Origin of the sequence: Xenorhabdus beddingii, assembly GCF_002127545.1 — a bacterium.
GTDB classification, from domain to species: domain Bacteria; phylum Pseudomonadota; class Gammaproteobacteria; order Enterobacterales; family Enterobacteriaceae; genus Xenorhabdus; species Xenorhabdus beddingii.
This window is the reverse complement of the sequence record NZ_MUBK01000026.1, coordinates 30925-55389: the sequence shown is the minus strand read 5'-3', so window position 1 is coordinate 55389 and position 24465 is coordinate 30925. Positions and strand designations below refer to the sequence as shown.

Genomic DNA, 24465 nt, shown 5'->3' with positions numbered 1-24465 from the left:
ATCATTATCATTAGCATTAATGTTCACAGACTGCCAATAATATGTTAACTTCCATATTTGTCAATTGCATATTTGTCAGTCCGCTTCAAATACGGCAGCCACTGCAACGTACATTTTGCAGGCAGCATTAGTCCTCCTATGTGGCATTTAATGGATATTGGCTCGTATTAATGCATTGATGTATTTATATGCATTGATGAAAGGTAAAAAACGACTGTTCAGTTTGATAAAACGAGAAAATCCATGTTGAATGTTGATTCAGGAAAGTTATCGCACCTATCCGTATCCCGTTATGAAGAACATATCTGGCTACTACAGCAACAGAACCCTGGCCGAATTCTCAAGCAGCTCTCAGCCTGGCGGCTTCATGACAATGTTAATCTTTCAATGATGGTCCATGCTATTCAGTCTGTGATTGAGGCAATACCGGATCTGAACGTACGCTATGAGTTAAATGATGACGGTGAGTTGCATAAAACCCGAGTCATGGGCTGGCAGGCATGCCTTGAGTTTTTCCACGCCAGCTCACATACAGACATGATCAAGCAGATGCTGGCTGTGCAAGCATCTGCTTGGGTTCCTGAGCAGCATCCACCCTTTAAGATATTGATAATACAAAAAAATAATGAAGTTGTTTTATCTCTTATTCTGCACGAGATATTGGCACAAACGTGTCATGCAAATGAGATACTCGAAATACTGATCCGCGCTTATGCCGGTCACCGGGTAGAGCCCCCATCCCTGAAACGCGCCTCCTTACTTCCTTTCGACGGAAAGGCGGCTTCTCTCATATCCTGGCTGCGCTGTTGCAATAGTGAGGACACCCTCATTCACTCCTGTTTTGATGTCACCGCCGACCTGAGTAAAGCCCGGCTCGCACTGCGTTGGAAAACAGGACTTAAAATTAATCAACTGAAAACGTCCCTTCTTCGTGACAGACTGCCCCATGGTGTGTCGGCTATGATTTCAGCCCGATTCGCCCAGTTCATTGGCCTGCTCGGTGGCCAAGAAAAGATCGCACTTTGTCTGTTACAGTCGGACGGTTTCCGCCGCATGATTATCGAGTGTGGCATGGCGGAAACAGCGATCATCAAATCCGTCATGGATAGGCTTCAGGCGCAACCAGACGAAGACCATCTTCTCTCCGGTGCTCCCGTAACAGGGAGTGATGAGTCCTGGATATATGTTCGGTTGCTATCTCGCCCGAATGGTCTGGTTGAACAGCAGAGCTTACTCAGTCAGCCCATCCTGTTGCCAACCTATGAAATGCGGCCCGATTTTGAACTGGCAATAGAGTGCGACGGTACAGAAGAAATTAGCCTTATATTAACCACCGGTCAGGCGATTTCCGGTCATGCCGGCGAGTTCCTGCTAAATCGTTTTGTGTCATTTCTTAAAAGTGGGGAAGATGCCATTGCGGGTTTAGTCGCGAACTCGGTGTCTGGCACTGCTGTGCATTCTGCTCACAACGTTCCCGAAAAGGAGATCTCTGTTGGTACTGATGAAATAGCCGCGATCATATTGTCAGAATTCCGTGAAGCTTTGGCCGTTACAGATATGACACTGGATGATGATTTTTTTGACTGTGGCGGCCATTCTCTGCTGGCAACGCGCATTATCGGTAAACTGCTTGGCACGCACGGGCTGGAAGTGCATTTCGGTGATTTCTTCAGCCACCCATCAGCTTCCGCCTTGGCATCGCGGGCAGTGATAACAAATCGGAACAAGGACGCGGAACCTTCGGCGCAGACGCAAAACGATCGTTTGACGGCGCCCTTGGCGCTCGCACAAGCCTCTCTTTGGAATGCCTATAACGCTTATGAATTTGGCACCATCTTTAACCTGCCATTCGCGCTGGATTTTCTTGATGAGGTTGATGAAACGCTCCTTGAGCAGGCTTTTTCTGATCTTATCGAGCGTCATTCCAGTCTGCGCACTTTATTCCATGTTCAAAATGGTGAAGCCTGTCAGCAGATTGTCGCCATGTCGGACGTGACTAATGATAAGTGGTTCTGGCGCAGTCATGAAAGCAAAGGTGTACGTCTTGATGACGAAGCGGCTTATAAGTTCGATCTTTCCTGCGAATTGCCGGTCAGAATACGGCTGATCCGCAATCCAGAAACCGGACGTCAAATATTGTCATTCCTCGTTCATCATATGGTTATTGATGAATGGTCGTTGAACGTCCTGATGGCGGAACTTGCCCAGGCTTATTTAGCGCGTTCTACAGGTATGGCTCCTGTCTGGAAAAAACCCGCATTGTCATTCCATAAGTTTGCTCTGCAACAGCAGGCAGACGGCTTTAATCAAAAGCATCTCGATTACTGGACGAACATGTTGCGTGATGCAACACGCGGGTTAGAACTCGCTTTATCTGACAACCGGAAGACTATCGCAGCGCATGAAAGTTCGTCAGAAGCCGGCTGGATCGAGTACAAACCTAAAGCTGAAATCACTCATCGTCTTTATTCCCTTGCTCGGCAAAATAATGCTTCCCTGTTCAGTGTCGTCTACGCTGCAATCGCGCTTTCGTTGCACAAACTTGGCAATCTGAAAGATATTGTGATCGGCACCTCTGCGTCGGGTCGTACCGATCCCGATACCTATGAAACAGTAGGTTATTTTACCACCATGGTTGCTCATCGGCTGCAGTTCTATCCAGAGAAACCCGTCGGTGCATTGATCGAAGACACCAGAGACACGATTAATAATTCAATGCCGTATGCGGATGTACCGCTCGATCTTATTCAACAATCGTTGGGGATGACACCTGAGGATGGCCTAATCTTCGACGTTTATATTCAGATTCATGCCAATAATGCGCTGAATGGTGCTCTTAAAACCTCGTCTGGCAACGATATACGCTACCGGCAAATCGATCCCGATAAAAAAGAATCCATGTTCGGTCTTCAATTCGAGATCATGGAAGATGTCATTGATGGAGAAAGAATAATGCGGCTGGTGATCACTTACCGAGCGGATCGTTATCCTGAAGAACACGTCCAACGCATCCGTGAAACAATAGATAAAGTTTTCGCATTCTTCACAACGCCTGAGGTCTCAAGCCTCCCCCTTGCTCAAGTTCCTGTGTGATGTTTATAGGGATGATGAACTAACCATTATGGGCGCGGTCAGGGGCGGTTTGTTGCCTGACCGAGCCCTATAATCCTACTCCGCTCTGAAAGAGAACTGAAAGAGAAAACGTTATGCGATCTGCTATTACTGTCATATTACTGTGCTTGATGGGGACATCGGTCTTTGCCGCAACGCGGCAGGTCACGGATACGATGGGACGGGAAGTCGTTATTCCTGAGGAGCCACAACGTATTGTGGTGATGAGCGAGCCAGCTATCGGTCTGCCCCTAATGGAGCTGGGCGTTCAACCGGTCGGCAGTTATGGCCGTTCGGAAGATGGCACCTATCAGCTTGGTGCCGATTTCATCGATATTGTGCTCGGTAAAGGATACACAAAACCACAAGGCATCAGTACTGGCCGGGAAATCGACCTGGAAAAACTTTACGCGCTGAAACCCGACCTCATTATTGGAACAGAATTCGATATCGACAAAGTAAAACAGCTTTCAACGGTCGCTCCTGTCTATCTGCAAAATTTCCTTGCTGGGAAATTCCATAATTTCAATATCGAAGAAAATCTGGCCAGACTGACCGGACGTGAGCAGGACTTTCAAAAACGGCGGGATATCTATTTACAACGTGTGGCGGCAACGCGCGCCCTTTTTCCGGAAAATCCGACTAATAAGACCTACCTGCCAATCCTTGTCACAGATCAGATCAATGTCGTCGGCGAAGCAACCGGTTTCACTCAAGCATTGGAAGATCTTGGGTTCACCCGCCTGAGTCTCTCGGCACAAGGCGATCCTTCTGTCACCTCATCTCAACTGCTTTTACAGTTGAGTGCCGACAAATTAGGCGAACTCAATCCGGACATTCTGGTCGTACTCAACAGTTGGGGCAGCAAGGAGCACGATGAGAAGGCTATTCGCTCCGCCCTTGATCGGATTGTGCCTGGATGGGTTCATTACATAAAACCCGCGCGCGAAAAACGGGTGGTTTTTCTGAATGCAGGCGAAGTTTTTACCCCCACGTTTGCCAGTGCGGAACATACTCTCCGAGCCATGGGAGAATGGGTTAAGACAAAGCAATAAAATGATCTCGTCCGCCAGAGACGGTATGAATTCAACTTATTTTTATACTTGCTCCTATTTTTATACTTGTTTCTATTCATCAGGATTTTTCAACTACGTGAATAAACTATGAGAGAATTAACATCAATGCAGGCAGCCTGTTGGGTCGGGCGTAACGTTCAGACTGATTTGGGGGGCGTTGCCGCGCATCTTTATGCTGAGTTCGACGGCGATGACATTGAGGTAGAGCGATTTAAACAGGCTCTGGAACGTGTTTGTGCTCTGCACCCCATGCTAAGACTCTGTGTCAACGCAGAAGGGCTTCAGTCTGTGATTCCATCCAGTGGGTCGTTGTTGCTGGAGATTGAGGATTTTAGGGGATTACCAGAACAGGAAGCGGCAAGGTTACTTCTTGTTAAACGCGAGGAGTGGACTCATCAGAAACTTGATCTTTCTTCTGGTCAGGCATCCCGTTTCTCGCTCAGTCTGCGAGATGGCGGAAAGTTTCGTCTGCATGTTGATACGGATATGATAGCCATCGATCCTTCAAGTTTCAGGGTATTAATGGAGGATCTGGCGAGATTTTATGATAATCCGGATCAGCCGGCTCCGGTTATCGCGTCCTATTTCGACTGGTGCGACCAGATGCGCACCGATCCCTACCTAAAAGTGGCCCGTGAAAGGGACAGGATCTGGTGGCGCTCACGTATTCCGCACATTCCGCCTGCTCCTATGCTGCCTATTAATAAAACGTTACCTATTAATAAAACGTTGCCCAATCAGGTTCGCAGCCATCGGCTGGCGGCCTGGCTCCAGCCAGACGAGCGTCAGGTGTTGAAAAGACTTGCCCGAACACACGGAATAACCATGTCGAGCCTGATGCTGGGACTTTTCTCTATTGTTCTTGCAAGGCATACCGGAGATAAATGCTTTCGGCTCAATGTGCCGATGTTCTGGCGTTCCCCCCTTGTGAATGACGTGGAGAGGATCGTCGGCGATTTCTCTAATGTGCTCATCCTCGGCGTGGATATCAATGAAGCAGAAAGCCCTGCTGACCTTTGTCAACGGCTTGGCGGGCAACTGACAGATGTGCTCGCCCATTCGGCTTATCCGGGGGTGAATCTGATGCGCGATCTTTCCCGGCATCATGGCGCGACGCAATTGACGCCGGTCGTCTTCACTGCGGCACTGGATATGCCGGGGGGAGAGCTTTTCTCAGATCGTGTCAGGCACGCATTGGGTTCCATGAACTGGGTGATCTCACAAGGTCCGCAAGTTGCGCTCGACGCACAAGTTGCTTCCGCCGACGGGGGTATTCTCATCAACTGGGACATTCGTCTGGATATTCTGCCAGAAGAATGGATAACGCCAATGTTCGATAGTTTTGTCAATTTCGTCCGTGAAATCGCTACCTATCCGCAACGCTTCGAGATAGCCGGAATCAAAACCCCTGACCCTGCGGTAAAAATCGACCAGAAGAACAACACGGAAAAACCATTAACCTCCCTGCAACTGGCATATTTGCTTGGGCGGCGAGCAGAATTACCGCTTGGTGGCGTTGCGATGCAAGAATTTCGCGAGTACCGCGGACGCATGGAATTGACACACCTGCGAAATCACCTGATGGATATGGTTCAGCGTCATGAAAGTTTGCGCACCCGGATAGATGCAAAGCGACTCGTCCAATATGTCAGTGCAGAAGCGGATATCAATTTACAGCAAATCGATCTGAGCGCCCTGTCACGGGAAGAGGCACTCCGTCATGTGGAAAACCAGCGTGAAGCATTTGCACATGCGCTTTGCGACTTGAACCGCTCTCCGTGGGACATCACACTGTTTCGTTTGCCGGAGAATAAACCGGAAGAGGATGATCTGATCGCGTTTGTTCGTTTCGACGCACTGATCCTTGATGGACGGTCGATAGCCGCCCTGATGGTAGAGCTTTTCGAGGGCAAAGTATCCATTGTGGCGGATACGGATGCGCCCTTGGAGGGGGAAGATATCTCTGAAAGGCGCAAGGTGGATGAAGCGTATTGGAAAACAAAACTTGAGGCAATCAGCGGTCCATTGCGATTTCCGTGGACAAAGCCACTGGCACAAATAGGTACTTCCCTTTATGCCCGGCAGAGCCTGATTATCGCACGGGAAGATTATCGCGCCGTGTCGAAAGCCGGTGCCAAACAAATGCTTTTCAAGAATTCTACCCTCATGGCGCTGGTACTTGAGGTGATGTCCCATTGGTTCGAAGAGGGATGTTTGTTCATCGGCGTTCCCGTCGCGCCGCAAGCATCCGGTGTCTTGTGCAATCGTTCAAGTTTTATTGTGGTCAACTGGAATGCTGAACAGGGCCACCTTTCTGAGCGGGCCAACACCCTACAGAACGATGTGCTGGAAGGGCTGGAACATCTTGCCTTTTCAGGGATAGACATTACCCGGCTTCTGGTTGAAAAGCAGGGGGCTGGCCCGGTTTTACCTGTGGTGATGACCAACGGACTTTCGTGGCCGGTATCAGGTCAGGACAGTGGTATGCAGTTGCACAGTGGGCTGACACAGACACCACAAGTCGCGATGGATATTCGTTTTTCGATCAATGCAGACAAAGCGCTGGTCTTTGACATCGATTATGCCACTGCGGCGATTGAATCGGCGCTCGTTCGGGACATTTTAAACGCTATCGGCAAGGCAATGCAGTCCATCGCAGCTTCAGGTGTATTTGCAATTTCGGCGCAGGATATTATCGATACGAACCACGGTCGATTGAACAGTCTTGAAGCTGATTTTCACTGCGGGCGATTTCTCAGCCGGATAGCCACCAATATCTTCGACAGCCAAAACACCAAAACGGCACTCATCAGTGGCGACAGGCATGTCAGCTACGCCGAACTGGGACGTAATGTGCGTCGGATAATGGGCGCTTTCATGGAGAAAGGGCTTTCCAAGGGGAGTGTTGTTGCCCTCTGTCTGCACCGTGGGCCTGAGCACACGGCGGTGACCCTGGCCTGTGCGTTGACGGGGATAATCTGGGTTCCGATAGACGCAGATTCGCCCTCAGAGCGACGGCACTATCTCCTTGAAAACTGCCATCCAGACCTTGTGGTAACGGCAAAAAGAGAAGGGATTGAACATCCGGCAGAAACGCCGGAAAAACTCTTGTCCGCCGAGCCTTTGGCGGAACTCCCGCTTGCGCTTGACGCTCTCTCATCAAGTGAAGCGCCGGCCTACTACCTCTACACATCCGGGACAACCGGAAGGCCGAAATGCGTTGTTTTATCCAATAAATCAACATCGAATGTCATCACCAGCACTCTGGACGAATGGTCCGTAACGCATCGGGATGTTTTCATTTCGGTCACGCCTTTGCATCATGATATGTCGGTCTTCGACGTTTTTGGCTGCCTGACTGCCGGTGCGACCCTGGTTCTGCCCGCTATCGGTGAAGAAAAGGATGCACTACGCTGGAATCAGTTGGTTGCCAAGCACAAGGTGACATTATGGTGTTCTGTGCCCGCGATTCTGGAAATGCTTCTCGCATGCCGTCAGGGAAATGAATTGAAAAGCCTGCGGCTGATTGCGCAGGGTGGCGATTACATTAAACCTGCTGTTATTGCCAGCCTGCGTATACTCCTGCCGTCAGTAAGATTGATTTCGTTGGGGGGACCGACAGAGACGACGATATGGAGTATATGGCACGAAATAGGGGAGGACGATGTTAGCCTGATCCCTTATGGAAGGCCGTTACCAGCTAACCGCTATTTTCTGCTAAACGGACGTGGTGACCATTGTCCGGTGGGTGTTACTGGCCTTATTCATACGGCAGGCGTCAATGTCGCACTGGGTTATCTGGAAAACGGACACCTCACCCAGACCGATTTTGTGACCATCAAGGATACGAACGGAGAAGAGATCCGCGCGTTCCGGACGGGTGATCACGGGCACTATCGTCGTGATGGCATCATTGTTTTTGATAGCCGTGTCAACGGTTATGTCAAGGTGCGTGGAATACGTATTTCGTTGCCGGACATCGAGAATGAACTGGTTCGTCACCCGTCGGTGAAGCATGTTCTTGTGGTGGACTATGGTGAGGAAATGCACGGCGAGACTTCCATCGGCGTACTTTATGTGCCGCAACAAAAGGAGGCTTTGTCAGGAGCAGAATTGCGCAAATATGCCTGCCAATGTCTGCCTCCATCGCATATTCCAACCCGGATCCTGCCGGTCACCGAATTACCGCTCTCGCCAAATGGCAAGCCTGATCGCGCTAAAGCTCGCAGCCTGCTGACGGAATCGGTGCCTGAGCAACCGACTATTCCGCACGATGTTTTCCCTGAGCGAGAAACAGCGATGAAACAGAAGGTGTTGGATATCTATCTGGATGTGCTCGGCCAATCGCGCGCTAGCCACATCGATGACGCCAGCGACTTCCTCGGTATGGGGCTGCGTCCTCAGCATCTGAAAACAATTTCAGCACGGATCTATGAAGAATTTGCGATCGAGCTTTCGCTCCCGCAATTGCTGCGTTGCCGTAACGTGGCAGAAGTTGAACTGCATCTTAATGAAAAAATGTTAGAAAACAGTCTGGATTATTAATATGAATAATATTGACCTGATCGGTATTGGTATTGGCCCCTTCAATCTGGGATTGGCGGCGCTGCTTTCGTCGCATTCTGATCTGACCAGCCTTTTCCTCGAACGTAAGCCTGAGTTTCGCTGGCATGAGGGTCTCCTGTTACCCGGTACAACGCTACAGGTTCCATTTCTGGCGGATCTGGTCACGATGGCAGAGCCGACACACCCTCTGAGTTTTCTTAATTATCTGCATCAGCATGATCGTCTTTACAAATTCTACTATTATGAAAACTTTCAGATCCCACGCCAGGAATATGACCATTATTGCCGCTGGGTGACGCAACAGCTTCCCTCCTGCCAGTTCGGTGAAAATGTCATTGATGTGGCTTATGATCCGGTTTCCGATCATTTTATTATTGAAAGTCAGCCTCATACGGGACCGACGCATCAGTATTACAGTCGTCACCTTGCCATCGGTATAGGCACCGCTCCGTTTCTGCCGGAGTGGGCTAAAATCCAGACCAAAGCCCCTGTCTTCCATTCGGCAGAGTTCATAAACAGACGTGCACAGCTCTCAACCTGCCGGCGTGTCACGGTCATTGGCTCAGGGCAAAGTGCTGCCGAATGCGTGCTGGCGCTCCACAATGCGTTGACGCCTGAAATGATAGAGGCCGGTGCTTCAATCCAGTGGATCACCCGATCTGCCGGTTTTCATCCTATGGAATCGTCAAAACTCGGTCAGGAATGTTTCACGCCGGCCTACATGAACCATTTTCACAGTATAACCAGAGAGAAACGCCGCAAGATCGTGGCGGGTCAGGGGGGGCTTTATAAAGGTATCAGCACTTCAACTATCGCAGATATCTTCGACATTTTGTATGAAGGCTCCATCGGCGGCCGTGATCCCGGACTTTCGCTTGTTGCAAACTGCGAGGTTGAGCAGGTGGAAAACACCGGAGATTCTGAGGCGTTACGGGTCATTTTTCGCCATCAGCATCTCGATAAAGTCGGTGCCATTGAAACCGATGCTATTGTCGCTGCGACAGGTTATACGCATACCCGTCCCGAATGGTTAGAAGGACTCAAGAATACCGTGCTGGCAACCGACGATTATGGCGATTTTATTGTCAAAGCGGACTTTAGTGCTCAGCGCCTTGACAAAGGAAAAGGCCGTATTTTTGTCCAGAATGCTGAGATTTTTCAGCATGGTATTGGCTCTCCCGATCTGGGGCTTGGCGCGTATCGCAATGGGATTATTGCCAACCAGCTTCTTGGGCGAGCGTATTATCGCCTGCCTCAAAACTCTTCATTCCAGAGCTTTAGTCTGCCAGAGTGTTACGATACCGGAGATAAAAATGATGTTGTCCCTTGCTGATAAAAACAGACTAGATGCGTTTTGGCATTACTGTGTTGAAAACCAGTATTTCAATATCAGCTATCCGGAGTCCTCAGACTTTGATTATGCTTATTTACAGAGATTTATGCAGTTCTCTATCAACAATTGTGGTGACTGGGGAGCGGAGTGCAACTATCTGTTAAACTCTTTTGAGTTCGAAAAAGAGGTCATGAAATACTTTGCTGAACTGTTCAAAATCCCTTTCGAAGACAGTTGGGGTTATGTTACCAACGGAGGAACGGAAGGTAATATGTTCGGCTGCTATCTTGGGCGAGAACGATTCCCGGAGGGGACACTTTATTATTCAAAAGATACGCATTATTCGGTGGCAAAAATCGTCAAATTACTGCGTATCAAATCGTGTTTAGTCGAATCTTTACCCACTGGTGAGATAGATGATAATGACCTGATGCAGAAGATCATCGCTCATAAAGAACCTCATCCCATCATCTTTGCCAATATCGGCACGACATTGCGCGGTGCGGTGGATAACATAAAGATTATTCAACAACGTATGCAGCAAGTCGGTATCGCTCGCGAGAATTACTATCTGCACGCCGACGCGGCCTTAAGCGGGATGATCTTGCCGTTCGTCGATAACCCGCAGCCTTTTACCTTTGCAGATGGTATCGACTCCATCTGTGTCTCCGGGCACAAAATGATAGGTTCTCCCATTCCTTGCGGGATTGTTGTTGCAAAACGGAAAAACGTTGAGCGGATTACCGTCGATGTTGATTACATCTCGGCTCAGGACAAGACCATCTCAGGTTCACGTAATGGCCTGACGCCACTGATGATGTGGGCGGCCATTCGCAGTCACTCATTTGCCGATTGGCAGCGCCGCACCAAACACTGCCTGGAAATGGCACAATATGCCGTCAAGCGTTTCCGTACTGCCGGGATAGATGCCTGGCGTCATGACAACTCCATTACGGTGGTATTTCCATGCCCGTCGGCCGCCGTCTGGAAGAAGCATTGTCTGGCAAGGTCGGGAGATGTTGCCCACCTAATCACCACAGCTCATCATCACGACAGTCGTAAAATCGATGCATTAATCAACGATGTCATTGCTGAATCGCACCAGATAGTTCAAGTGCGGGATGCGGTCATGTGAGAAGTAAAAACAACATTGGAGCTTACCCTGTGATTTTGGTAGGCGAGCCAAATCATAACTATTACACTGTAATTTATTTTATATAAGATAAACTGAAGGAGCCTTTGGTGCTTACAGCAAAAAATATCACCGCAACTTACGGCAAGAAAACCGTATTGCATGATCTGTCAGTAGACTTTGCCCAAGGACGCATCACTGCACTCGTCGGGTCTAATGGCTGCGGTAAGTCGACACTTCTGAAGTCCATCATGGGTTTCATCCCACTGAAAAGCGGAGAAATTCTGTTGGAAGGTAAGCAGATTACAGGGATAGGCCGCAAAGCGCTGGCTCGCAAAGTCTCTTATCTGCCGCAGGAATGCCACTGTCCGGATTACATGACACTGGGAAATTTGATCGAGCTGGCCGCTTGTGGGCGCAATTCGCTTTTCGGCGGGCCATCCTCACGGGATCGCAAATTGTTTCATGATGTACTGGAAATTGTCGGCTTGGCCGATAAAGCCGGCTCCCAAGTCAACGCCCTTTCCGGAGGGCAACGCCAGCGCGCTTGGGTGGCGATGGTGCTTGCACAGGACACTGACATCATTCTTATGGACGAACCAGTGAACCACCTGGATATCAAATTTCAATACACGGTGCTTAAACTGGTTCGCGATCTCTCACTCCAGCACGGAAAAACCATCGTTGTGGTGTTACATGATTTAAATCTGACAACGACTTTTGCCGATGATGTGGTGATGCTGAATACTGGCAGCGTTATTGCAGCAGGTGCAGTCAATGAAACGGTAACGGTAGAGAATATCCGGCGCGTATTCGATATTCCGGCCGATATTTTTAATTACAACGGCAGTCTTATCTGCCAGCCTTATCCGGGCATAAACCACCCTGGAAATCAGTCCGGAGTATGGAAATGAAATCCAGTCTGTTCTTTATATTCGCTCCTTTTGTATTGCTGCTGATCTTTTTTTCGAGTCTCGCTGTTGGCGCGAATATTGCGTCAGTTTCGCAAATTTATGCGGCCTTAACACTGCCCGAACCGCAAGACTATGAGCAGGCAGTTATTTTATACCAGCGATTGCCACGGGCTTTGATTTCTGTTTATGTCGGTGCAGTGATGGCATGCAGTGGTCTCGTCTTTCAGGGGCTTATCCGCAATCCACTGGCCTCTTCATCAACATTGGGAATCAATGCCGGTGCGACACTGTTTGTCATAATAGGCGCAATCAGCTTTGAATTCGATCTGACATTACAAGGCATAGCAGCCCTGGCCGGCGGGTTATTCGGTTTTCTGTCATCTCTTGCTATATCTCGTCTGGCGAGTGTCAACGGCGTTTCTCGCGACTTGCTACTGATACTGTCAGGCACATTAATAGCGATGCTTTACCTTGGGATAAGCAATGCGGTTCTTCTTGCCTATCCTGCATTACGAACCGAATATTTGAGCTGGTTAGCAGGGGCGATAAATCATGCCTATATCACAAGGCTTTACCATTTCTGGTGGTTCGGAATACTGGCCTTGATGGTACTTTTATTACTGGCACGTCCACTGACACTGATTCTGCTCGGTTACGAAAAGGCGCTTTCGATTGGCGCGAATGCCACGCTTGTTTCACGTATTGCGCTAATTGCAGCTATCGTTGCATCCAGTTCTGCCGTTGCCATATGCGGTCCGATTGGTTTCGTGGGGCTGGTTGTCCCCCATATTGTCAAGCCTCTGGTTGGTCAGAATTTTATGTTATCGTTGCCAGCTTGTGCTCTGACGGGGGCAAGTATCTGCCTGATTGCCAATCTCTGTGCGCAGACACTCTTCCAGCCTTATGTCATACATACCGGCGTTCTGACGGATTTTTTGGGCGGGTTGTTCTTTATCTGGATCATCAGAAAGCGCTATCTTTCAGCAACATCGGAGAGATCGTTATGAATTTCGGTCAGGCAACAGACGGACAAAGGGTATTACGTTTCGCCAACGGATTGCAGATGCGTACCCGTGATGTAAAAGTCGGTTTATGCCTATTTATCATCACGATCATACTCGTGGCTATCTCTTTAAACGTCGGGGTGACGAACGTGGGGATACGTGAATTCACGCATATGCTTTTCGGACATTCCCTTGAACACCACCAGTTTTATGCACTCTGGGTTGTACGGATACCTCATATTTTATTGGGACTGATGGTGGGTTGGTGCGCAGCCCTTGCCGGTGCTATTTTGCAGCCGATTGCCCGCAATCCGCTGGCCGACCCCGGCCTTTTTGGCATAAGTCAGGGATCGATGACGATGATCATCGTCTTGCTGGCGTTGGTTCCTTCTGCACCTAAGGTGCTGATCGTCCTTGCTGCACTGGCTGGCGGACTGATTGTTGCATTATTTTTGACTTTGCTCGTCGGCAATAATCGCGCAAGTGGCCTGGCCATTTTACTGATGGGGATTGCTATCTCGTCAGTTCTGAGTTCTGTCAGCTCTTTTCTTATTCTCTATCTTCCGACCGAGTTATCCTTGAATCTTGCTGGATGGATGCAAGGATCGTTGTTTCAGGCCAGTTGGTCAATTATCGCATCATTCATGCCATTATTCTTATTGAGTATTATCGGAATTCTGATAACTGGCCCCGCTTTAAACCGCTATGAGCTTGGAAACGAACTTGCTATGTCCCTTGGGGAGCCGATCAAATATTCCCGTCCGTTGCTAATGATGTTTGCAGTCCTGTTAAGCGCAGCATCTGTCACCGCAGTAGGGCCATTGAGCTTTTTGGGGATACTGGCGCCGCATCTGGCCAGCTTTATTTCATCAGCCACAGGCCGCGCCCGACTGTTTCTTTCTGCTTTGGTAGGCGGCAATCTGGTTGTTGCCGCAGATATCATGACGAAAACAGCACCCGCAGGCGTCTTTCTCCCTGTCGGGTTGAGCTTCACACTCATTGGTGTGCCCCTGTTCATACTGACGATGCGGCTGAGTGCACTACGTAAGCGCTGAATAGCTGGGGGGTGATATCAATGCATTGAATTGTGTATCGTCGCCATTTTTTTGGAGAAATTAAATGGCGACGATTGAAGTGAAATGTCGCCCTAACATAATGGCGTTTATTTAACATGTTAATAACATTATGAAGATCGTTTCGGGGTGATGTTTTCCTGAACGGCCTGTTTTTAAATTAATCAACGAAAACGGCTGACCCAGCCCTGTTAATGATGTGACCGCCTGCGAGCGGTCTTTTTTTGCTTGAATAAAATGTGCTTACCTGTGTAATAATTTCATAATGAAATTTTAGGTTAGCACGGGGAATGGATAATTTTATGCAAGAGGAAGATCGCTGCCTTTTGCTGACACACTGATACGAAACTTAGTCATCCTACGTAAGGAGATTTCCATGTCTTATTCTTTTAGACGTATTGATAGCTTTCTTGAATATGAAAGAAGCCAGGGAAGACATTGGAAAAAGCGGAGTGAGAATCAATTATATTATTCTGTCAATGGAAATTCACGCCATGAGTACCCTGTTTTATGGATTTCATTTAGCGACTTACAGTGTCATAACCTAGCCGATATAGAATATGAAATTAACCCCGACATGGGATATCTTTTATATCATCACGGTGTTTGGAACCAACATAATGTAATTAATAATGCCAGAAATATACGGGTTGTTATTGATAGTATTATCGAAATTTGGGGGTAAAAATAACGCTGATGACAGTATTCACTCATTATTATATTCCCGCCTGTCAAAGGCGGGATTGATCGTCTTTCCATTCAATCGTTTTAAACGTGTGCGAAGCGTCAGATTTGCTCTTTCTATCTATACGTTCTATACGTTGCGTACAACGCTTTCCAATAATCTATTTTTCTTCAGGAAATCTCCCATACGGGGGAAAATCATCTGTACAATAAAACCGGACATTAAAGGGCGATAATAATGCAATAAGTTTGCGTAAAGTCTTCGTGCTGCGATCACCAAGGACATGAGCCACAATCCGTTTCAGGAGAGGCTCCCAAGCAGCGCCGATTTTTCTTGTTGCGAACAAAAGACCACTGCTCTTTCACGCCGGGATGGCAGGCTTGATAGGTGTACTTGAGTTGGAAGGTCTTACGACAGGCATAGCAGTGATAACAGGGATGACCTCTATTCCCTTTTCTATGTCCTTGAAGTATAAAACTTTTGAACCAGTCAATTATGATAAATCAGATGACCCATACTTTTGATGTAATGGTCGAGAAATTAAATAAGGTAGCGAATTTTAACCGATTATATACAAAGGTGAATGGAATATAATCATGTTCCGCCTATTAAGGTTGATTTCCTGATTAACAGCACTCATGCGGCAATCGGACAAAAAAACAGTTTAAATGCTGTGATATTCCTAAAGCCAGAAGTGGTTGTAAAATAAGCAATTGGTGAAAAAGAAACGCAGTTCCCATTTTTTGTGAACTTACGCTACCTTTATTAATAGTTAATTATGATGTTTGTGAGGTTTTTATGCGTAATAACAATGTATATACAAGGGATACGGCGATGAGCTTTATGACATTTGAAAGAAATCAAGGAAGGCGTTGGGTATTCATCACTCCTGAATTATTTTTCATTCCTACAGGAGTTATATTGAATGGATATCCACGTCTTGGGCTTCTATTTAATCATAACGGTCTAACTGACCTACGTTGCTTACTTTCCCGTCGCGAAGTGTTTTATTTATATACTGAAAATAACTGGCTCAATCACAATATGCATAGAGTTGGATTTATTAATAATCCACAGTTAAGCGCTGCTGCTGAGAGTGCCAGGCAATTTTGGTGGGAAGACGCCTAACATTCGTAATCTTACCGCACGTTATAGATCCTCTGTCTATCATATTCTATTGTTGGAGATACAGTATATTTAACTGATTCACCAGAAAAATAATAGCATCCAGATATAATCATTACAGAAATGACGGAAAGCATTATGCAAACATCTCAACTAATTCTGGGCAAGCGGTGACTTTCCTTGTGAATGTGCTGGATAATTTACCCGTCGGGTTCAGCTACGATTGGCAATCTGATCCCACTCTTATTAGCCAGTCGTCGAAACTTTGCCATTCTCGATATGGCCGGTATAGCGGCGCAACCAGCGCTCGTCCATGTCGAGAGTGATGGTGAAATCGTACCAGCCATCGGATTTTTCGATAACTGGAAAGTAAAAATACTCAGTTTGGGCGGCGGCGACTGAGTACCGCCACGGACCTTCAGCAGTATAATCTGGATTGTTCGATGTGATGGTGAAGAGCACTTCCTGAGCTCCGTCATTGGTCAATGCGACGCGGATGCCCAAGCCCGTCCCTTGGTCGATGTAAGATGAGGTGATGCTACACTTACTGCCCAACCCTTTCAGATCGCCTGTGAAGTGGCGTAGAAAGCGGTTGGGGCCGATCACAGTAAAATCGTAATGGCTGTCACCGTAGCCTGGACCAACATTGAAGAAGTCATTGACCACGCTATTACTGTCAACCGTGTATTGCCACGGGCCACCATTGCGATATGCCGTGGCGTAAACTGCCAGTGGGACGGCCCGAGTGGCACTGCTACCCGCATTAACCATCTCGATCCATATCAAAATCCGGCCATTTTCGTTGTATTGGATTGACGAAATGTTCGCATCTGGTTGAAAAGGTAGGGGACGTGCGGGTCGTCTGCCATCTTCCTGTGCCGGAAGGCTGTTGGGAGCGTTGTCGCTTGAGGGAGTCGGCTGTTTATTGCATAGGCTGAGCTTTGTTATTTTGGTTGCCGGTGGCAAGCTGGGGAAACCATAAAGAGGATTGGCAAAATCGAATACGCCAGTGAGATCGCCGCTGATTTGTCGCCGCCATTTACTGATTGTAGAGCATAAGGCTGGGTGGCCCAAACTCGTTGTCCAGCGCTCCAGAAACTGGATGACTGAAGTGTGGTCGTAGACCTGCGAGTCCACGACACCGCCTCGGGTCCAGGGAGAGCAGATGATCAGCGGTACGCGAAACCCCATGCCAATCGGCTCATTCTTGAGGAATTCGTCAGGTGTGGAAGCGGGAGGAATTGGCGGCGGGACATGATCGAAGAGGCCGTCATTTTCGTCATAGTTGAGAATGAATACCGTAGAATTGAAGGTGTCTTCGTCCGCCCATAGCGCCTTCAGGACTTTGTTGATGAAATAGGCACCATTGTCCGGAGGTGCATTGGGATGTTCGCTATACTCTTGATTGGCAACGATCCAACTCACCTGTGGCAAATTGCCGTTTTTCACATCATTTTCAATCGCTTTTGCAATATCGTCTGGAGTGGAACCTGTTACTTCGGGCACGGACCCCATGCCATATTGATACAGGGGGCTGGTGGTGGGGGCTTTCTCAAATTGCGTGAAATAGGCCAGGCCATTGTCGGTAAAATTGTCTTGCGCATTTTGATAGACCTTCCAGCTAATACCTGCATCTTGCAATTCTTCCGCATACGTTTTCCACTTCAATCCAGATTCTTCGCCTCCGTCAAAGGAGGGTCCTCCGTTTTTACCATCCGGGTCGATCATCCCGCTCCACAGATAGGTTCGATTAGGGCCAGTTGGACCGATGACAGAGCAGAAGTAGTGATCGCAGATAGTGTAAGCATCGGCAAGGGCGTAATGGAAAGGAATATCCTGCCTCGTGAGATATCCCATCGTGCATGTGCTTTTTTTGGCCGCGATCCATGCATCAAGTTTACCGTTATTCCAGGCTCTATGTTGCGAATGCCACCCATGGTCGAGACTTGTATTACACTGAGCGATTATTTCACTAGGCTGGTCGGATGTCGGCGATGTTGTGTTCAATGCCCATGGGTATTGGCGTGAGGTGCCATTAGGCTGATTAAATATGGAGGGTCCGCCGAGGTTGAATATCGGATATAGGTTGGTAGTTACGGTGATAGCCGCTTTGTCCGAAAAGCCTCGCACGCCACGCAGCATTCCGAAATAATGGTCGAAGCTGCGATTTTCTTGCATAAGAATCACAACGTGTTTGATATTCGCCAAGTCTGCTGTGTTAACGGGCATGGCGAAAGATTTATGAAGATCGAGCTGGGTCATAAGGCACTCCATTTTAAATGTTGTGGTTGTATAGATCGCGCAGTCACACCTGTATTCAAAATAATTATTTCGTTACATTTCATTAACAATTATAGAGCCTTTTAACCCACCTATAGCCATAATATTGTTATACAGAACCGTAAAGGATGCCTTCAACAGCCAGATGATGTCCTGTTTTGTGATAGACAAATCAGAGTGTTTCATTAATGTGAATGGATTGTTTTATTGAAAAAAATCAAGCGATAGTTTCAATCTTAAAAAGGGGTAGAAATTTTTTAACCCGACCATCGCCGAATTCTGCGCCAAAATGGTAAAGGAGCGCTCACATTAATCTTAAAATGTTCACGTTAACCTTAAGGAAAAAATCATGGATATCGAAGTTTCCCTCAGCGGCGAATTACCCGATCCCCGGATTTATCAGGATGTCTCAGCCGTTGGGTTGTTGAGGGGCGAATATATTTTTCGCCGCGCTGGAAAGTATCTCACCGCATCCGGTGGGCGTCAGTTAATGAGCGATTATATCCAAAACGTACTTAACGTATTTCCTGATAAAGACGTTTGGTATCCTATGACGACATGGATTTCATGCTGAATTTTAAAAAGCAGGATAATCGTAAACGCCTGCGACTCTGGGCACAGTCACTACTGGATGTCACTAACGATGATGATTCCATGACCATTCAGGGACTCCAACGGCATAAGAAACCGTAGTCGGCTTGATTTGGCATAAAGGGCGAGTATGGAGTATCAAGTTTGATCTTGATAACGTAATGACAGGCGATGATATAAAATAAAAACCGATGACACGAAGTTATCGCGTCAAAGAAATATCCGAAATTATCAAAAAAGATTAAATAATTTTAGATGGAGAGTTTTTGTTTTTATTTTTTCTTCTTTGCCTGAGTATATTTAAAGTTAATCAGGGCTGAGGTTATAACCTTGTTTTATTCTTTTTGAAGCAGAATTCTCGGCCCCGATCCGGTTTCTCCCAAAATATCATTTGGATTACGCAACGGACATTCTGTCAGTGAAAGACACCCACAGCCAATGCAACTATCCAGATTATCACGTAGCTGGATTAATTTTGTTATGCGTTGTTCCAACGTATCCCGCCATTGCGAGGAAAGCATTCGCCATTGTTCGGCAGTGAGTTTGCTGTTAGGAGGAAACTGGCCTAGTATTTCCTGTATTTCTTTCAACGGGATGCCGGTACTCTGTGCGACTTTAATTATGGCTATATAACGAAGTACAACGGCCGGAAAACGGCGCTGATTTCCCGAATTACGTGAGCTTTTGATTAATCCTTTTGATTCATAAAAATGCAAGGTTGACACAGCGACTCCACTACGTTTCGCGACTTCTCCAACCGTTAATGCCCTATTAAAATCAATGTCTCTGTTTTTTGCCATCTTTATTGACCTTAGGTCAGAGTGTATTCCGCTTACCGGGAGTGTATGGTGCATCAATGAAAAGGGGGGCTTTCTGTTCGGGAATCAGATGAATTTTCATGGGCGTTAGAATGATCTAATTTCAATGAGATATCAAGCATCTTCAATGATGACGGGTATATAATCAATCAGAGTGATAGGTTTATTATGAAAAAAATACTTATTTTCATCGTATTTGTTTTAACCCCAATATCCTTACAAGCTGTGGCTGAACAGGTCAGCTATAGTTTACAGGGAAATGATGGCAAAGATATTATTTACTACCTGATATCGCGCGATGGCACGCATTATAAAGATCTGCTTGTCCTGATTCAGGGTTCTGATTGTAAAAGTGTTATCAATAACCGGACAATGATAGAAAATTTTGGGGCGACTTTTCCTGATAACGATATTCTCTTGGTAGAAAAGTCAGGTCTTGATCGCAGGATCGGCAAAAATGGTGTTGAACCTGATGAATTGACGTGCCCGCAGGAATATATGCAGGGTGACTCACCATCAAAACGGGTTAAAGATTATCTTGCTGTCTTGCATCAATTAAAAAACCGTTATCGTCATATTGTCCTGCTTGGGGGAAGTGAAGGTGCGATTATCACCAATATGATAGCTTCTGATGCAGATTTTATTACTGCTGCTATTTCAATGAATGGTGGAGGACGTTTCTTTATTGATGATGTCATTCAGAGTATCAGGCGTGAATCACCAGAGGAAATGACCGATGAAGCCGTTAACAATTTTAAGGCCTTTGCAGAAAAAGCCAAAAAACAACAATTGCCGGCTGGCATGACAGTGAGTAAACATGGTACAAACTGGTGGCACGAGGTGTTATCCATTGACAATCAGAAAATGATCCAATCCAGTAAGACGCCACTATTGGTTATCCAGACCATGAGTGATCATAATGTTGATGCGGCTGGGGCATTACAGATGATGGCGGCAATTGATAACCCAATGGTTTCTTTTAAAACTTATGAGGGTTTAGACCATTTTTTCAAGGATAGTGATGGGAACGACCATGCTTCAGCGATAATTAAAGACATTAAAAGCTGGTATCAGTTACAAGTGCACGGTCGCAAACAGGGTCATGAAAAGCGTGATGTTCCATAGAAACCGGCCATCAGAAATGAACGACCAGAAAAATATTTTTAATGCCCTGGCTGGAATAAAACGTTTTTATGCAAGCGTCACAAGGAACGACAAATCAGAAGGAAATAGCGCCAGTATGTCAATGCCCAAAGTGCTGCAAGTCACACGGTGGCAGAAAACAAATATTATAATCAATTTATTACACAAGCTGGTTATTTTCAGTCATACGGTGTACTACCGAAGTAATTTTGCCAAGATATTATGCCTGTTGCTTTTCAAGTTGCAGCTTTGTTGGCTGCATCTTGAAACCCATTGAGTATATTCATATTATCGTCAAGGCCACTCATTTTTGTTTGGTGGCCTGAAAAGCTCATTTTAGGTTTTTGTGGTGGTTATCAGCACATTTTTTCATGGCCTTGGCATGGTGGGCGATATGATCCTCAATGAAACTGGCAATAAAGTAGTAGCTATGGTCATACTCCGGATGCAAATTTAGGGTCACGGGATAACCAATTTCATCGCAGACAGCCTGTAATAAATGGGGACGTAACTGTTCATCCAAAAAGTCATCGTTGAGTCCCTGATCAACCAAAACAGGGAGCCTTTCTTTTGCGTTTTTGATCAGTTCTACAGAATCATACTGTTTCCATGCAGATCGGTCTTCGCCAAGATAGGTGGAAAAGGCTTTGATTCCCCACGGAACCTGACTGGGTGCGACAATGGGTGAAAACGCTGATACGCTGCAATAGCGATCAGGATTTCTCAGGGCTATCATCATGGCGCCGTGGCCCCCCATAGAGTGGCCGCTGATAGCCCGTATCTCCGTTACCTCAAAGTTTGCTTCAATCAGTTCGGGTAATTCCGCAACCACATAATCGTACATGCGATAATGTAAAGACCAAGGGTGTTTTAAGGCATTGAGATAAAACCCTGCCCCTTGTCCCAGATCATAAGCGGGGTCATCAGCAATATCATCACCTCGTGGACTGGTATCCGGGGCAACAACGACGATACCTTGCTCCGCCGCATAACGTTGGGCGCCTGCTTTGGTGATGAAATTTTGTTCTGTGCACGTCAATCCGGAGAGCCAATACAGCACAGGCAATCTTTTTTCTTTAATCTGGGGAGGCAGGAAAATGGAAAAACGCATCTGGCAGCCCAAGACTTTTGACTCATGTTGATAGACATCCTGCCATCCACGAAAACAGGCGTGATGTTCGATTCTTTTCATTAACTTTTCTCTCTAAGGTCATTGGTTGTGGCGATTTTCTGCTGAAGGTAAAGACTGAGTCAGTAGTGAATGACGGTTCGGATCGATTTACCTTCATGCATCAAGTCGAAAGCCTCATTAATATCCTCCAGAGACAGGGTATGAGTAACGAAAGGCGCCAGCTCGATTTCACCTTTCATGGCCTCTTCCACCATTCCGGGCAACTGGCTGCGTCCTTTCACGCCGCCAAAAGCACTGCCTTTCCATGTGCGTCCCGTAACGAGCTGAAACGGACGGGTAGAAATTTCCTGTCCGGCACCCGCTACGCCAATGATCACGGATTGTCCCCATCCACGATGTGCACTTTCGAGCGCCGCACGCATTACGTTGACATTACCGATGCATTCGAAAGTATGATCAACACCCCATTTTGTCATCTCCAGAATGACCTGCTGAATTGGCTTGTCATGCTCATTGGGGTTGATACATTCAGTGGCACCAAAGTGTTTGGCCAGTTCGAATTTAGCCGGATTGGTATCGATGGCAATAATACGTCCCGCCTTTGCTTGACGGGCACCTTGAATGACGGCAAGCCCGATTCCACCAAGGCCGAAAACCGCAACGGAATCTCCTGGCTGTACTTTGGCGGTATTATGTACGGCACCAATTCCGGTAGTGACACCGCAGCCTAACAGACAAACATGTTCATGCTTTGCTGCCGGATTGATTTTTGCCAGTGAGACTTCCGCGACGACCGTATATTCACTGAATGTGGAGCAGCCCATGTAATGATAGATAGGCTGTCCATTGTAAGAAAAACGTGTTGTGCCATCCGGCATAACGCCTTTACCCTGAGTATCACGAACCGCGATACAAAGGTTGGTTTTACCAGACCGGCAGAACTCACATTGACCGCATTCAGCAGTATATAATGGAATAACATGATCACCCGGTTTTACACTGGTGACGCCTTCACCCACCTCGACGACGATACCGGCTCCCTCATGTCCCAAAACAACCGGAAATACCCCCTCAGGATCATCGCCTGAAAGAGTAAAGGCGTCAGTATGGCAAACGCCTGTATGGCTGATTTTTATCATGACTTCACCCGCTTTCGGGGGAGCAACATCAATTTCAATAATTTTGAGTGGTTGGTTGGGGCCAAAGGCAACAGCAGCACGTGATTTCATATAACCTCTCTTTCTTTGATGGTATTTATTTTTAATATCAATGAGTTGGTGTTTATGTCTTCTTCATCTGGCGATTGACCCTATAGTTGTATCACAAATTTAACGATTGATGATTGGGTATCACTAAAATAATGGCTTCAAGACAGCAACGACATAAGACATAATATGAGGGATAAATTTGGCGAGAGATTTATAGCATTAAAACTAATAGAAAAATAAGAAACCAGTAGAAAAATAAAAGGTATTGATTTTGACTGGGGCTAAAATCACCGTCAAGACGCTGACGGTGATGATATATTTCTCGAAACTTATAACAACTCAAATGCCCGCTTAATGACAGCATCGGAATAGGGTTGCTGACCATTTTCCATCTGGATAATCGCCTTAACTAATCGACTCATCGTGTGGATATTGTCCACATCCAATACCGCACTGCTGGATACACCGACCGCTTTGCAGACATAAGCAATGTAATTTTCAGTATGATTTTCATTGGGTGGAGCCCAGCGGGAAATAAACTGGCGGATCGTGTTATATCCATATTTTCGTTCGTAATTACGCAGAATTTTCAGCATCGCGCGGATGCCGTACTCAGGAGCGACAAACTGGCAAAATGATTTGTCTGTTTGTGCCTCACGTAAACCCTGCCATTTATCCCCGTGGCGGATATTGCCTGGATTATGGTTACGGATCCCTCTTGTCATTATTTATCTCCTAAACGTTTGTTGATAGCGCGGATAGCAAATTCCCGTATTTTTTCTACGCCAATAAAGCCAACGGCACCGCCAAGGGCAGGTGAAACACTGCTTGGAATACCAAATAGTTCCAATCCGCTGGAACACCCCCATGACAGCGCTCCGCACAATAGCGGTTCGACCCAACGATTTTTTCGCTCCACACCGTCATAAATCAATCGGCCATAACAAATCATGATGGCTAAAATAGAGCCTGATATCTGTGGCCAGGAATTTTTCAGACCGTTTAATAAATCGGCCCATAAATCAGGATGTTCTTTCATTCTCAGTCCCATAATTTAATGATGGGATCACCGTAGCAGGCGCTTTCAAACGTGATGGTTTTTCAGTACCGACTCAGTGATGCCCTGTACTTTTCCATAGTAACGTCAGTAAAGAAAATCCACATTGCCATGCCGTTGTGCTCTGGCTCTTACTAAATTAACGTGATGATGGCGTGAATTGCCGGGAGGTTTTTACCGGGGAATAGCCAGTAAATGAGTGGTATGACATTTTTCT

At 46.9% G+C, this 24465-nt stretch carries 19 protein-coding genes and 1 pseudogene; 13 read left to right on the top strand and 7 right to left on the bottom strand.

The window, feature by feature from the left end; translation table 11 throughout:
* The first annotated feature begins 243 nt into the window (after positions 1-243).
* The 9 genes from Xbed_RS14660 (at position 244) to Xbed_RS14620 (ending at position 14894) form a co-directional block, all read left to right on the top strand.
* Entirely contained in the window at positions 244-3093 is a 2850-nt protein-coding gene (locus Xbed_RS14660) for a condensation domain-containing protein (RefSeq protein WP_208612251.1), read from the top strand.
* A gap of 113 nt (positions 3094-3206) precedes the next feature.
* A complete protein-coding gene (locus Xbed_RS14655; protein ID WP_086113653.1) occupies positions 3207-4166 on the top strand; it encodes an ABC transporter substrate-binding protein in 960 nt (319 codons plus the stop codon).
* A gap of 108 nt (positions 4167-4274) precedes the next feature.
* On the top strand, positions 4275-8732 hold the full coding sequence (locus tag Xbed_RS14650) for an amino acid adenylation domain-containing protein (protein WP_208612250.1): 4458 nt from the start codon (positions 4275-4277) through the stop codon (positions 8730-8732).
* Between the two features lies 1 nt (position 8733).
* A complete protein-coding gene (basC, locus tag Xbed_RS14645) occupies positions 8734-10086 on the top strand; it encodes a putative histamine N-monooxygenase (protein WP_086113651.1) in 1353 nt (450 codons plus the stop codon).
* A complete protein-coding gene (locus Xbed_RS14640) occupies positions 10067-11221 on the top strand; it encodes a histidine decarboxylase (RefSeq protein WP_086113650.1) in 1155 nt (384 codons plus the stop codon). The genes basC and Xbed_RS14640 overlap by 20 nt, the downstream gene beginning before the upstream one ends.
* Positions 11222-11328: 107 nt before the next feature.
* Positions 11329-12132: an ABC transporter ATP-binding protein gene (locus Xbed_RS14635; RefSeq protein ID WP_086113649.1), complete on the top strand. Its 804-nt coding sequence runs from the start codon at positions 11329-11331 to the stop codon at positions 12130-12132.
* Positions 12129-13139: a FecCD family ABC transporter permease gene (locus Xbed_RS14630; protein WP_086113648.1), complete on the top strand. Its 1011-nt coding sequence runs from the start codon at positions 12129-12131 to the stop codon at positions 13137-13139. Before Xbed_RS14635 ends, Xbed_RS14630 begins: the two co-directional genes overlap by 4 nt.
* The gene (locus tag Xbed_RS14625) at positions 13136-14191 is read left to right on the top strand and encodes a FecCD family ABC transporter permease (RefSeq protein ID WP_086113647.1); all 1056 of its coding nucleotides are present in this window, start codon (positions 13136-13138) and stop codon (positions 14189-14191) included. Before Xbed_RS14630 ends, Xbed_RS14625 begins: the two co-directional genes overlap by 4 nt.
* A gap of 394 nt (positions 14192-14585) precedes the next feature.
* Positions 14586-14894 carry a hypothetical protein gene (locus tag Xbed_RS14620; RefSeq protein ID WP_086113646.1) on the top strand — a complete coding sequence of 103 codons (309 nt, stop codon included), beginning with the start codon at positions 14586-14588 and terminating at the stop codon, positions 14892-14894.
* Positions 14895-14915: 21 nt separating this feature from the next.
* Here Xbed_RS14620 and Xbed_RS20250 read toward each other — a convergent pair.
* A pseudogene (locus tag Xbed_RS20250) lies at positions 14916-15394 on the bottom strand (IS1 family transposase).
* Positions 15395-15728: 334 nt separating this feature from the next.
* Here Xbed_RS20250 and Xbed_RS14610 point away from each other — a divergent pair.
* Positions 15729-16022 (top strand): hypothetical protein, encoded by a 294-nt coding sequence (locus Xbed_RS14610; protein ID WP_086113644.1) that lies wholly within the window; start codon positions 15729-15731, stop codon positions 16020-16022.
* Between the two features lie 243 nt (positions 16023-16265).
* Here the strand turns inward: Xbed_RS14610 and Xbed_RS14605 are convergent, their stop codons facing one another.
* A complete protein-coding gene (locus Xbed_RS14605; protein WP_167371927.1) occupies positions 16266-18281 on the bottom strand; it encodes a phosphocholine-specific phospholipase C in 2016 nt (671 codons plus the stop codon).
* 367 nt (positions 18282-18648) lie between these two features.
* On the opposite strand from Xbed_RS14605, the gene Xbed_RS14600 reads away from it, so the two are divergent.
* On the top strand, positions 18649-18873 hold the full coding sequence (locus tag Xbed_RS14600) for a hypothetical protein (RefSeq protein WP_086113642.1): 225 nt from the start codon (positions 18649-18651) through the stop codon (positions 18871-18873).
* Positions 18867-18992 (top strand): hypothetical protein, encoded by a 126-nt coding sequence (locus Xbed_RS20530; RefSeq protein WP_279625530.1) that lies wholly within the window; start codon positions 18867-18869, stop codon positions 18990-18992. The genes Xbed_RS14600 and Xbed_RS20530 overlap by 7 nt, the downstream gene beginning before the upstream one ends.
* A gap of 233 nt (positions 18993-19225) precedes the next feature.
* Here the strand turns inward: Xbed_RS20530 and soxR are convergent, their stop codons facing one another.
* Positions 19226-19690 carry a redox-sensitive transcriptional activator SoxR gene (soxR, locus tag Xbed_RS14595; RefSeq protein ID WP_086113641.1) on the bottom strand — a complete coding sequence of 155 codons (465 nt, stop codon included), beginning with the start codon at positions 19688-19690 and terminating at the stop codon, positions 19226-19228.
* A gap of 186 nt (positions 19691-19876) precedes the next feature.
* Here soxR and Xbed_RS14590 point away from each other — a divergent pair, with 186 nt between their 5' ends.
* Entirely contained in the window at positions 19877-20833 is a 957-nt protein-coding gene (locus Xbed_RS14590) for an alpha/beta hydrolase family protein (protein ID WP_086113640.1), read from the top strand.
* A 349-nt stretch (positions 20834-21182) separates the two neighbouring features.
* Here Xbed_RS14590 and fghA read toward each other — a convergent pair whose 3' ends face one another.
* From fghA to Xbed_RS14565, 4 genes are all read right to left on the bottom strand, one after another.
* A complete protein-coding gene (gene fghA, locus Xbed_RS14580) occupies positions 21183-22043 on the bottom strand; it encodes an S-formylglutathione hydrolase (RefSeq protein WP_086113638.1) in 861 nt (286 codons plus the stop codon).
* A 59-nt stretch (positions 22044-22102) separates the two neighbouring features.
* Positions 22103-23212, bottom strand: coding sequence for an S-(hydroxymethyl)glutathione dehydrogenase/class III alcohol dehydrogenase (locus tag Xbed_RS14575; protein ID WP_086113637.1), 1110 nt, complete (start codon positions 23210-23212; stop codon positions 22103-22105).
* 308 nt (positions 23213-23520) lie between these two features.
* Positions 23521-23916: a structural protein gene (locus tag Xbed_RS14570; RefSeq protein WP_086113636.1), complete on the bottom strand. Its 396-nt coding sequence runs from the start codon at positions 23914-23916 to the stop codon at positions 23521-23523.
* Complete coding sequence (locus Xbed_RS14565) at positions 23916-24230, bottom strand: phage holin, lambda family (RefSeq protein WP_086113635.1); 315 nt, start codon at positions 24228-24230, stop codon at positions 23916-23918. The genes Xbed_RS14570 and Xbed_RS14565 overlap by 1 nt, the downstream gene beginning before the upstream one ends.
* Positions 24231-24465 lie beyond the last annotated feature (235 nt).

Bases quoted from the DNA above. Each gene is read 5' to 3' on its own strand.
- Xbed_RS14660 (WP_208612251.1), top strand. From the start codon at position 244: ATGTTGAATGTTGATTCAGGAAAGTTATCGCACCTATCCGTATCCCGT.
- Xbed_RS14655 (WP_086113653.1), top strand. From the start codon at position 3,207: ATGCGATCTGCTATTACTGTCATATTACTGTGCTTGATGGGGACATCG.
- Xbed_RS14650 (WP_208612250.1), top strand. From the start codon at position 4,275: ATGAGAGAATTAACATCAATGCAGGCAGCCTGTTGGGTCGGGCGTAAC.
- basC (WP_086113651.1), top strand. From the start codon at position 8,734: ATGAATAATATTGACCTGATCGGTATTGGTATTGGCCCCTTCAATCTG.
- Xbed_RS14640 (WP_086113650.1), top strand. From the start codon at position 10,067: ATGATGTTGTCCCTTGCTGATAAAAACAGACTAGATGCGTTTTGGCAT.
- Xbed_RS14630 (WP_086113648.1), top strand. From the start codon at position 12,129: ATGAAATCCAGTCTGTTCTTTATATTCGCTCCTTTTGTATTGCTGCTG.
- Xbed_RS14625 (WP_086113647.1), top strand. From the start codon at position 13,136: ATGAATTTCGGTCAGGCAACAGACGGACAAAGGGTATTACGTTTCGCC.
- Xbed_RS14620 (WP_086113646.1), top strand. From the start codon at position 14,586: ATGTCTTATTCTTTTAGACGTATTGATAGCTTTCTTGAATATGAAAGA.
- Xbed_RS14610 (WP_086113644.1), top strand. From the start codon at position 15,729: ATGAGCTTTATGACATTTGAAAGAAATCAAGGAAGGCGTTGGGTATTC.
- Xbed_RS14605 (WP_167371927.1), bottom strand. From the start codon at position 18,281: ATGACCCAGCTCGATCTTCATAAATCTTTCGCCATGCCCGTTAACACA.
- Xbed_RS14600 (WP_086113642.1), top strand. From the start codon at position 18,649: ATGGATATCGAAGTTTCCCTCAGCGGCGAATTACCCGATCCCCGGATT.
- Xbed_RS20530 (WP_279625530.1), top strand. From the start codon at position 18,867: ATGCTGAATTTTAAAAAGCAGGATAATCGTAAACGCCTGCGACTCTGG.
- soxR (WP_086113641.1), bottom strand. From the start codon at position 19,690: ATGGCAAAAAACAGAGACATTGATTTTAATAGGGCATTAACGGTTGGA.
- Xbed_RS14590 (WP_086113640.1), top strand. From the start codon at position 19,877: ATGAAAAAAATACTTATTTTCATCGTATTTGTTTTAACCCCAATATCC.
- fghA (WP_086113638.1), bottom strand. From the start codon at position 22,043: ATGAAAAGAATCGAACATCACGCCTGTTTTCGTGGATGGCAGGATGTC.
- Xbed_RS14575 (WP_086113637.1), bottom strand. From the start codon at position 23,212: ATGAAATCACGTGCTGCTGTTGCCTTTGGCCCCAACCAACCACTCAAA.
- Xbed_RS14570 (WP_086113636.1), bottom strand. From the start codon at position 23,916: ATGACAAGAGGGATCCGTAACCATAATCCAGGCAATATCCGCCACGGG.
- Xbed_RS14565 (WP_086113635.1), bottom strand. From the start codon at position 24,230: ATGAAAGAACATCCTGATTTATGGGCCGATTTATTAAACGGTCTGAAA.